Below are 9120 nucleotides of genomic sequence, written 5' to 3' on the forward strand. Positions count from 1 at the left end.
CGGAGCCGGGGATGGCACGACCGGATCGAACACCACGGATGCGCCGCCGGCCGGAGCAGGGGCGACGGACACCGTGGAAACAGCCATCACACACCCCTTACCAGCCGGAACTCGACCGAACCCGTGTTCGATCCGATGGCCAAGACTGTAGCGCGTCATCGAACACCTGCGCGAGCTTTCCGCGAAAAGCTCCGTCAAACACCGTCGTTCAGCGGCGCACTCACAGGGGTTTCCGCGGCCCGGCCGGCGGGTCGGCTCCAGTCGGTCAGCCCCAGTAGTCGCGGTCGGGGAGCCTTACCCACGTGTCGGGCTGCCCCGCTATCGGTCCCGCGTCCGTCGGGCGTATGCCCGCGCCCGCACAGCAGTACGCAACGGCGTGCCTGTTGAAGAGGTACCTCCGGAGGATCTCCTCTGCCGGGTTCTCCGGCGACGGATCGCCACCACCGGGATGGGTGTCCCACTCCACGATCTCGCCGTCCCGGGCGACGCTGCCCTGGTTGCCGCTCTTGGGGTTGGCGAACATGGCGTAGCAGACCGTGCCGACCGACAGGCGCTCCGTGACACCGGGTGTTGACGGCGTGTATCCCCACGGCTGGCTGACCACACAGCCGCCGGGAACATCGGTGACGCCGACGACGGCGAGGCTGTCGTCGAGGTCCATCCACGGATCTTCCATGAGCGCTTCGGGATCGACCGCCTCCGGGCCGGCTCCCAGGCGGCGTACCACCTCGGCGGCCGTTATCCCTGCCACACAGGCCACGCTCAGGCCGTCGTCGGGGAAGCCACCCACGGCGGCGATCAGACGTCCGGCTTCCTGCACGGCGGCGGCCTCGGCGTCGGTCAGACGGGGCCGCCCGCCGAGATCGCCGAACAGGCCGGGGGTCGGCGTAGCCAGGCTCAGCCGTCCGGGCGACCAGCCGTTCATCATCGGCCGCCACGGGTCGGCTCCGGCCTCGGCCAGGATCCGGGCGTTGTCCGGACGGTCGGCGAAGACGGCCGTCCACAGCGCCGTACGGCCCTCGTGCTCGGCGTCCACGTCGTCGACCCGGGCGGCCAATTCCGCCACCACCCCGGGAGAGCCCCATTCGGCGGCTCTGTGCAAGGGTGGCCCGAAGTAAAAGTCGGCCGCATCGGGGTCGGCGCCCGCGTCGAGCCGGGCCCGGATCAGCCGCAGGTTCTTCCAGGCGTCCCAGCCGATGCCGGACCAGTCCGCTTCCCGGGCGGCAGCCATGATGCTCCCTCGGTGAGTAGGTACGCAGATCATGGCGAAGCCCACCGACAAATTCCGTGACGGAGCGGGTCTCGCGAGAACCAGGCCTTGCCGGGCTCCCCTTGATCATGTGACACGATCGCGGAATGCTGCGACTCACCGATTTCATCATCGACTGCCCGGACACGATGAAGCTGGCGGCCTTCTACTCCGCGGTGACGGGCCGTCCGATCAAGGAAGGCAGCGACGGCAACTGGGCCGGCATCACGTTCGGCGAGATCGAGCTGGCTTTCATCCGAGTGGACGACTACCGCGCTCCGCAGTGGCCCGACAGCGAGCACCCCAAGCAGTTCCACCTCGACTTCGAGGTGGACGACATCGAGTCCGAGCAGCGCCGCGTCCTCGACCTCGGCGCGACGCTGCAGCAGGACTTCATCGGCCCCGAAGGCTACGGCTGGCGGGTCTACACCGACCCGGTCGGCCACCCCTTCTGCCTGTGCCGCAACAAGGGCGTCATCTGGACCGACCAGGGCCCGATCTGGCCCAAGCGCGACTGAAGCCGCATCACCCTAGCGGGACACGTGCGGGAGCACGAGGGCCGCCGCGGCGGCCAGGGCGATCACGCCCAGGTAGGCGAGGACGAGCCGGGTGTCCCTGAGATAGCACTTGCTCCTGGTGAGCCCCGCGCGGCGGGCCCGCCAATATCCGGCGAGCCCCAGGGCCGCGAACCCGAGCACGGCCCACGCCCCGAACAGCCAGGCGAGCAGCGCCACCGTCGCGTAGACGCACAGCTTCAGCGGGTCGTACGGCGTGGCCTGCCCGCCGCCGGACGCCTGGGCCTGGGCCGTCTCGGCGGCGCGCGCCTGCTCGTACGCGACGCCGGTCGGCCGGTCGCCGGGCTCCCCGTGCGGGAGGCTCACGTGATCTCCACCAGCGGGAGCCGTACGCCTGCGTCGGCCGCGGCGACGGCGGACAGGCGCTGACGCGCGAGCGCCGGCCAGGCCTGGACCGCGCAGAACGGCGCGCACTGGTCCTGGTCGGAGCGGGTGCCGACGTGGACACAGCACTGCACCAGGCGCTCCTCCAGCATTGTGGACATGTCCATGAAGGGCTTGACCGTGATGCGTACGACCCGTTCGCCCAGCAGCCGGCGCAACCGCCGCTTGCGGCCGGGCAGGGCCGAGGACGCGAGGGTCAGCAGGGTCGTCAGCCCGAGGTCGCAGTTTTCGCAGATGTCGCGCCAGACCTTGCCGATCTCGGGATGCGACAGCGACGACTGCTCCGACAGCAGGCCGAGCAGCGACTCCTGGACGGCCATGCGGAGCTGGCGGGGGATCTCCGAGTCGGCGATGCGGTTGGAGACGAGCCCGAGGTTCTCCTTGAGGCGGTCGTGCCCGATCAACGCGGTCAACGAGCGCCACTGATCGGCGTCATCCTTGATCATGTAGCCGACCGAGCAGCAGTGCGGATGCGAGCACGGCAGCGCGGTCAGGTCGCGCCACGTGACCAGGCCGTCCGTCTGGGGGCCGAGGCGTTTGAGCACCCCGGTGTGGGTGAGCCGGTCCATCGGGTCGATCACACCGGACCGCCCCGAGCCGAACTGCGGCTGGATCGACACCCCGCCGACGTACGGCGTGTCGAGGGCCAGGCGCACCACGTCGCCGATCTCGGCGTCGTTCACGCCGAGGGCGGCCGTCATGACCAGCGTCGTGAAGATCTCCCGTTCCGACAGCCGCCGGAGCGCCTCCGCCTTGAGCCGCCGCAGGTCGCCACCTCTGTGGTGCCGGGACGCCTCGGCCGACACGCCGTCGTACTGCAGGTAGACCTCGACGCGTTCGCGGTGCTCGGTGAGCAGGTCGAGCAGGGCGTCGTCCCTGGCCACCAGGAGCCCGTTGGTGTTGATCAGGATGCGGGTGACGGGCCGGGCCGTCAGCTCGGCGAGCAGCTCGGGCAGATCGGGGTGGAGGGTCGGCTCGCCGCCGCTGAGCATGAGCACGTCGAGACGGCCGTTCTCCCGGGCCAGCCGCTGGTCCACGTTGGCGAGCACCTCCCGGACCGGCACGATCCCCCGCAGATCGGGCGAGGAGTCGGTGAAGCAGGTCGGGCAGCGCAGGTTGCACGCCTCCGCGACGTCTTCGAGGAGGATGCATGTGTGCTGGGTCTGCATCTCCGGCAGCCCGCGCAGGTACGCCTCCGGGACCGGATCGAAGTTCCCCGCGACGTCGGGCAGATGCGCCTTGGTGGGAGCGGTCCATTCCTCCAGGTAGGCGAGGATCTCCGGGTCCTCGTCGTAGAGGGTCCTGACCATGCCGTGGGCGCGGCAGCCGCGCTCCAGGTAGACCCGGCCGTCGCGGGCCGCGAGCCAGCCGGACAGCCGCGGCACCTCCGCCAGCGGGCGGTCCGGCCGCTCCTCGTGGCAGCGCGGGCAGAACGCGTTGACATAGCGGAGGATGCGGTCTCCCCGCAGGGGCATTCCGGTGGTCACAGAAAACCGTCCGTGTAGAGCGAGGGGTTGACGCCGGTGCAGAAGCCGGCAGTGAAGATCGTCAGGAGCGCCCAGCCGATCATCAGGCCCATCCCGAGCCCTCGCGACCACGGCTTGCGGAGGAGGATCAGCAGCGTTCCTCCGCCGAACGCGATCAGGGCGAGGACCACGGCTCCGCCGACGAGCGCGAGGCTCTTGTTGTCGCTCGCGACTCCGTCCGCCACCGCGAGGGTCACGAGGAAGAGCACGAAATTGACGATCCCGTAGACCACGACCCCCACGATCGCCAGCGCGATGACCACACCGGTCGTGTTCGGGGGCGGAGGCGGCGGCCATGCGCGCGGCGGCCCTGGTGGCCCTGGTGGGCCGGGAGGGCCGGAGGGGCCATACGGCCCACCGGGTCCGTACGGCGCGCCGGGTCCGTACGGCGCACCCGGGCCGTACGGGCCGTACGGGCCGCCGGGACCGGGGCCATGCGGCCCGCCCGGGCCCTGAGGCGGCGGACCTGCCGGGCCGTGAGGCGACTGGGGGTCGCCCGGCTGGGGGTCGTGCGGCCGCTCGGGCGGCTCGGGGGGTGTGCTCATCTCTCCTCCTCGCCCACAGGCGACAGACGGACGGCCGGTAACAGCGGTCGCCGCTCGCCCCGGAAGGGGAGCAGCCGATCATAGAACCCCTTGCGATATCCGATCCCGAGGCGGACGGCGAGGAGCATGAGCCCCGGGACGAGGAACCACTGCGGGCGGGTCAGGTCGAGCCAGACCGTCTCGTTCGCCCTGGTGAACTCCACGAGGAACCGGAAGACGGCGTACGCGCCCAGATAGAGGGTGAACAGCTCGCCCGGCCTGTCGACCCGGCTCCGCGCCCACAGCAACGCGCCGAAGGCGGCGAGCTGGAACACGGTCTCGTACAGGTACGAAGGATGCATGGCCTGGCCGGACAGGCATCCGGGGCATTCCGGCACGGTGGCGGGCGCGTGGACGCCCCAGGGCAGGCTCGTGGGACGGCCGGGGGCCTCGGTGAGGAAGCAGCCGATGCGGCCGACGGCCATGCCGAGCGCGACGGCGGGCGCGAACAGGTCACCGGTGCGCTCCCGGTAGCCGATCAGCCGTTTCGCCACCAGCACCCCGGCGTACGCGCCGGTCAGGCCGCCGAGGATGCTCCGGGCGCCGAACATCCACGCCTCGACGAGGCTCGGATTGAGCGCGGGGTCGAGATGCTCGGCCCAGCCGGACAGCCGCATGCCGATCGCCCCGCCGACGAGCGCGCCGGTGACGGCGACGAGCGACTCCTCCCGTAAGGCTCCCCGGCGCCGCGCCTCCAGGACGAACACCACGCTCGCGAGGATCACGCCGAGAGCCACGAAAAACGCGTGGGTCGGCACGCTCACCCCACCGAAACGTAGTTGCTCAAGCACGACGCCACCCTAGCCGCGGCCCCCGACGATTCCGATCGTCAATTCGTACGGCTTGCAGCCCCTCAATACGGCGATTCCGGCCAATTGCCCCAGGCTTTATCCACAGGAGTCCCGTTGTCCACAGAAGCGGGCGCAACCCGCGTGCGCACGTTTCGGCCGCGGGTAACCTGCGCCTATGACCTCCTTGTGGAACCGCAGGTCAGCGGTAGTGATGGCGGCCCTCGTCGGGATGACCGGCTGCGCCGGGGTCGGTGACGCCGGCGCGTCCGCCACCGCCCGGGCCCGGGTGTCCGCGCCCGTCCCGGCGTCATCGGCGCCGGGCTCGTCCGCGCCTGCCGCTCCCTCCTCCGCACCGGCCTCCTCCGCCCCCGCCACCCCGTCGTCCGAGGCGCCCACGCCGAGCCCGAGCGGGCCGCCGCCCTTCTCCTCCAAGATCGAAAACGTGTCCCGCGACGAGGTCCGATACTCCTGGCGTCCGGGCTGCCCGGTTCCGCTGAGCGGGCTGCGGAAGATCACCATGACCTACTGGGGCTTCGACGGAAAGGCCCACACCGGCACCCTCGTGGTCAACAAGAAGGTGGCCGAAGACGTGGCCTCCGTCTTCGGCAAGCTCTACGAGATGCGCTACCCGATCCGCCGGATGGTGCCCGTCGACGTCTACAAGGGCAGCGACTACGACTCCATCGACGCCGACAACACCTCGGCCTTCAACTGCCGCAACGCCACCGGCTCCGGCAGCTGGTCCAACCACGCGTACGGGCTGGCGGTGGACGTCAACCCGCGCGAGAACCCGTACGTCTACGCGGACGGCTCGCACGCCCACCGCAACGCGGACGCCTTCGTGGACCGGCCGCTCAAGAAGCCCGGCGTGATCAACAGCGGAGACCGAGTGGTGCGGGCCTTCGCGCGGATCGGCTGGGGCTGGGGCGGCTCCTGGTCCGGCGCCAAGGACTACCAGCACTTCTCCGTCAACGGCCGGTAGTCAGCCGCCTCGCCCCGCCCCTCCCGAGCCGCCTGTGGGCCGCGTTCGCCTTACCGCGCCCGCGTCTGAACGTGGTCCTGACACGCCCGCAGAGGCACGGACGGCTCGCGCCCCCCGTCGGGGCGCGAGCCGTCCGTGCGTTCGTCAGCTCTTCTTGAAGGACCAGACGCCGTCAGCCTTGATCGTGACGAGAATCGTCCCGCTGGGCAGTGGAACCTCACCGTGCCAACTGCCGATCTCGTTGACGATCAGTTCCCTGCTCGTCTCGGTCCAGGCCTCGACGATGAAGTTCGCGCTCCCCGAGTGCCGTGCGTTCACCGTCGTGAGGCCTACGCTCGGCGGGGCGATGATGGCCACCTCGTCACCACGACCTGTGAGCGAGCCACCGGACCACACGCGGGCCATCGACAACGGCTTCAGCACGATCGTCCACGCCCCGTCGGCCTGGATCTTCAGCGCGGCCGTGTCCTTGCCGTCGTCCTCGTTCAGCAGGACGCTCCCCTTGTAGTCGCCGATCTCGTTGACGATCGCGCCCTGCTCGGCGCCGCCCGGGTCGAGCGGGGAGACGATGAAGTTCGAGCCTCCGCGGTGGGTGAGCGTGACCAGCCATACGGCCGTCCAGTCGCTCTTGCGCAGCTTGAGGACCTTCGCCCCGGCCCCGCTGTAGGTGCGCGGCTTGGGCTGCGAGCTGGGCGGCGAGGACGGTTCCTCGCTCGCGCCGGCCTTCTCGGCCGCCGTGGCGTCGGAGTCGGCCGCCGCGCTCGGCTTGTGCGCCTTCGCGGCGGTGCTCGTCGTGCTCGACCTGTCGGAGGCGAGAGACCCGACGGCGGCCATGCAGCCGAACAGCAGGACGAACGGGAGCCCGATCACCAGCAGCCAGAAGCCGGGCCCCTTGCCCTTCTTCCGATGCGGGGGCGGGGGCTGCCAGGCGGGTGGCCGCTGAGCAGGCCCGCCGAACGGAGGCTGGTGGGGGTGTCCGCCGTACGGGTGCTGGCCGGCGGGTGATCCGTACGGACCGTTCGGGGGGCTGGGCTGCTGATGCATGCCGTTACTCCAGAGGCTCGGGTTGCTCCGTGCGGTAGGGGACGTGCTCTCAACGGGCAGGGTTGGCGGCCGAGATTGGACCGTTGCAAAGCCTCATCGAGCACCGCCCGGGATCGCATGCAACGGGGGATATGTCGAGAACGAGTCGAGGGTGCCGCCCGCGTGACACCGCACCGGCACGACACCCTCAACGTGATGGCGGCCCGGCCGGCCCAGATGGGCGGCGCGTCGCCGTCTGTTCCGCCTGCCGTCCCGAACCGGCAGGCGGAAGCCTCAGCCACGGCTCCGCTGTCCCTTTCGGGAGCACCGCGAGCACATCCGCTCGATGTCAGCCGGGGTCGGCATGCGTCCCCGGATCAAGCGAGGCTCGGCCGGGCACCTCCGGGTCGGCATGATGCGTAGAGCCCCCGCCCACCGTCTGTCCGCGTACGGGATGGTGGGCGGGGCGCCCTGCCGGTGACCCCGGTTACGGCAGGCGGGGCCGGGTCGTGGCCAGCCGCAGAGCGCATGCCACCGCCGGCGACCGAGCCGAACGCGGGACTGCTCCAATGGCTACCGGTCCCGACGTGATCCGCCGACGACGAACGGCTGTCGGCCGACCCGATCTGCCAGCGGCCAACGGCCAACGGCCGGGCCGCTGCGGCGGCCCGGCCGTACCCTCGGGGGACGACGGGTCAGGACGTGACCGGCCTGCCGCCGAAGGTCACGATGAGGTGGCCGTCCGAGGCGAAGGACCAGCCGAGAGCGCCGGTGTAGGAGGAACACCGGGATCCGTTCGAGCCCGCCCAGAACTGGTTGGAGCTGTCCACGTTGCCGACGGTCTTGTCGTTGGACCCGCTGCCGCTGCGGCAGGAGGTGTTGCCGCGGAAGACCGAGGTGCCGGTGTCGAAGGAGAAGTTGCGCTCGGCGTTGTCGATGCCGGCGTTGTCCGAGATCGTCATCGTGCCGGGGTTGCTGTTGTAGGTGAACCCGTGGTGGCCGTTGCGATAGGCGATGTTGCGCCGGACCACGTGGTTGACGGCGATCTTGTCGCCGCCGAGCTTGTAGCCGTTGCGGTCGCCGTTGCCGGACTGGCCTCCGTTGCTGAGGGTGCCGTTGTTGTAGGCCAGGGAGTCCTCGATCGTGACCGGTCCGATGGCTCCGGTGTCCGTCTTGGTGTAGAGGTCCCAGCCGTCGTCGATGTTGTTGTGGGACACGTCGTAGCGGAAGACGTTGCCCGTGCCGGTGGTGAGCTTGGCGGCGAAGCCGTCGGCGTCCTCGCCGTCGGAGTCGGCGTTGTCATGCGACTCCGAGCTGAGGATGAGGTTGTTCGACGGCCACTGGTCGCGCGGGGTGTCGGAGGCGATCCGCCCGAGCTGCAGCCCGGTGTCGCGGTTGTAGCGGGTGATCGTGCGCTCGATGATGTTGTTGCTGCCGCCGATGTAGATCCCGTTGTCGCCGGCCCGCTCGACCACGATGCCGTACACGTGCCAGTACGAGCCGTTCAGCGTGAGCCCGCGGTTGGACGACGACTCGCTCTGCGCCGAGAAGTTCAGCACCGGAGTCTCGCCGGGGTAGGCGGACAGGGTCTTGCGGGCGTTCGAGGTGCCGTTGTTGCCCGGCGCGATGGTGATCGTCTGCGTGAAGTCGTAGCGCCCGCCGCGCAGGTAGATCGTGCCGCCGGGGGCGACGCGGGTGATCGCCGCGGTGAGGGTCGTCGGGTCCGACTGCGTCCCCGCCGCGCCGTCCCTGCCGTTCGGCGACACGTACAGCGCACCGCTCGACGGCGTGGGCGAGGGCGTGGGTGAAGGCGAAGGCGAGCGCGTGGGCGTCGCGGAGGGCGAGGGCGTGGGTGAAGGCGAAGGCGAGCGCGTGGGCGTTACGGAAGGTGAGGGTGAGGGCGTGGCGGTCGGCGAGGGTGATGAGGTGGTGATGGAGCCGGTGCAGGTGACGCCGTTGAGCGTGAACGACGCAGGCTTGGGGTTGGACCCCGACCAGCTGCCGTT

The 9120-nt window shown here is 70.5% G+C and carries 9 protein-coding genes; 2 read left to right on the plus strand and 7 right to left on the minus strand.

Annotation, left to right across the window (positions count from 1 at the left end; genetic code table 11):
• Positions 1-265: 265 nt before the first annotated feature.
• Positions 266-1231: an ankyrin repeat domain-containing protein gene (locus FLV34_RS28565; RefSeq protein ID WP_142650244.1), complete on the minus strand. Its 966-nt coding sequence runs from the start codon at positions 1229-1231 to the stop codon at positions 266-268.
• Positions 1232-1356: 125 nt separating this feature from the next.
• Here FLV34_RS28565 and FLV34_RS28570 point away from each other — a divergent pair, with 125 nt between their 5' ends.
• On the plus strand, positions 1357-1767 hold the full coding sequence (locus FLV34_RS28570) for a VOC family protein (protein ID WP_142650243.1): 411 nt from the start codon (positions 1357-1359) through the stop codon (positions 1765-1767).
• A gap of 12 nt (positions 1768-1779) precedes the next feature.
• On the opposite strand, the gene FLV34_RS42765 is transcribed toward FLV34_RS28570, so the two are convergent.
• Genes FLV34_RS42765 through FLV34_RS28595 form a run of 4 tightly spaced genes read right to left on the minus strand, consistent with a single transcriptional unit; the run spans position 1780 to position 5082 of the window.
• A complete protein-coding gene (locus tag FLV34_RS42765) occupies positions 1780-2130 on the minus strand; it encodes a hypothetical protein (protein WP_240971847.1) in 351 nt (116 codons plus the stop codon).
• Positions 2127-3695 carry a radical SAM protein gene (locus FLV34_RS28580; protein ID WP_147944562.1) on the minus strand — a complete coding sequence of 523 codons (1569 nt, stop codon included), beginning with the start codon at positions 3693-3695 and terminating at the stop codon, positions 2127-2129. The genes FLV34_RS42765 and FLV34_RS28580 overlap by 4 nt, the downstream gene beginning before the upstream one ends.
• Positions 3692-4279 (minus strand): hypothetical protein, encoded by a 588-nt coding sequence (locus tag FLV34_RS41825; RefSeq protein WP_222709654.1) that lies wholly within the window; start codon positions 4277-4279, stop codon positions 3692-3694. Before FLV34_RS41825 ends, FLV34_RS28580 begins: the two co-directional genes overlap by 4 nt.
• The gene (locus tag FLV34_RS28595; RefSeq protein ID WP_222709655.1) at positions 4276-5082 is read right to left on the minus strand and encodes a prolipoprotein diacylglyceryl transferase; all 807 of its coding nucleotides are present in this window, start codon (positions 5080-5082) and stop codon (positions 4276-4278) included. Before FLV34_RS28595 ends, FLV34_RS41825 begins: the two co-directional genes overlap by 4 nt.
• Before the next feature lie 202 nt (positions 5083-5284).
• On the opposite strand from FLV34_RS28595, the gene FLV34_RS28600 reads away from it, so the two are divergent.
• Positions 5285-6091, plus strand: a complete 807-nt coding sequence (locus FLV34_RS28600; protein WP_142650239.1) for a M15 family metallopeptidase — start codon at positions 5285-5287, stop codon at positions 6089-6091.
• A gap of 144 nt (positions 6092-6235) precedes the next feature.
• On the opposite strand, the gene FLV34_RS28605 is transcribed toward FLV34_RS28600, so the two are convergent.
• The gene (locus FLV34_RS28605) at positions 6236-7135 is read right to left on the minus strand and encodes a hypothetical protein (RefSeq protein ID WP_147944564.1); all 900 of its coding nucleotides are present in this window, start codon (positions 7133-7135) and stop codon (positions 6236-6238) included.
• A gap of 674 nt (positions 7136-7809) precedes the next feature.
• A partial coding sequence (locus tag FLV34_RS28610) for a cellulose-binding protein (protein WP_261985937.1) occupies positions 7810-9120 on the minus strand: 1311 nt, incomplete at its 5' end.

The organism is Microbispora sp. CSR-4, assembly GCF_008033685.1.
GTDB lineage: Bacteria > Actinomycetota > Actinomycetes > Streptosporangiales > Streptosporangiaceae > Microbispora.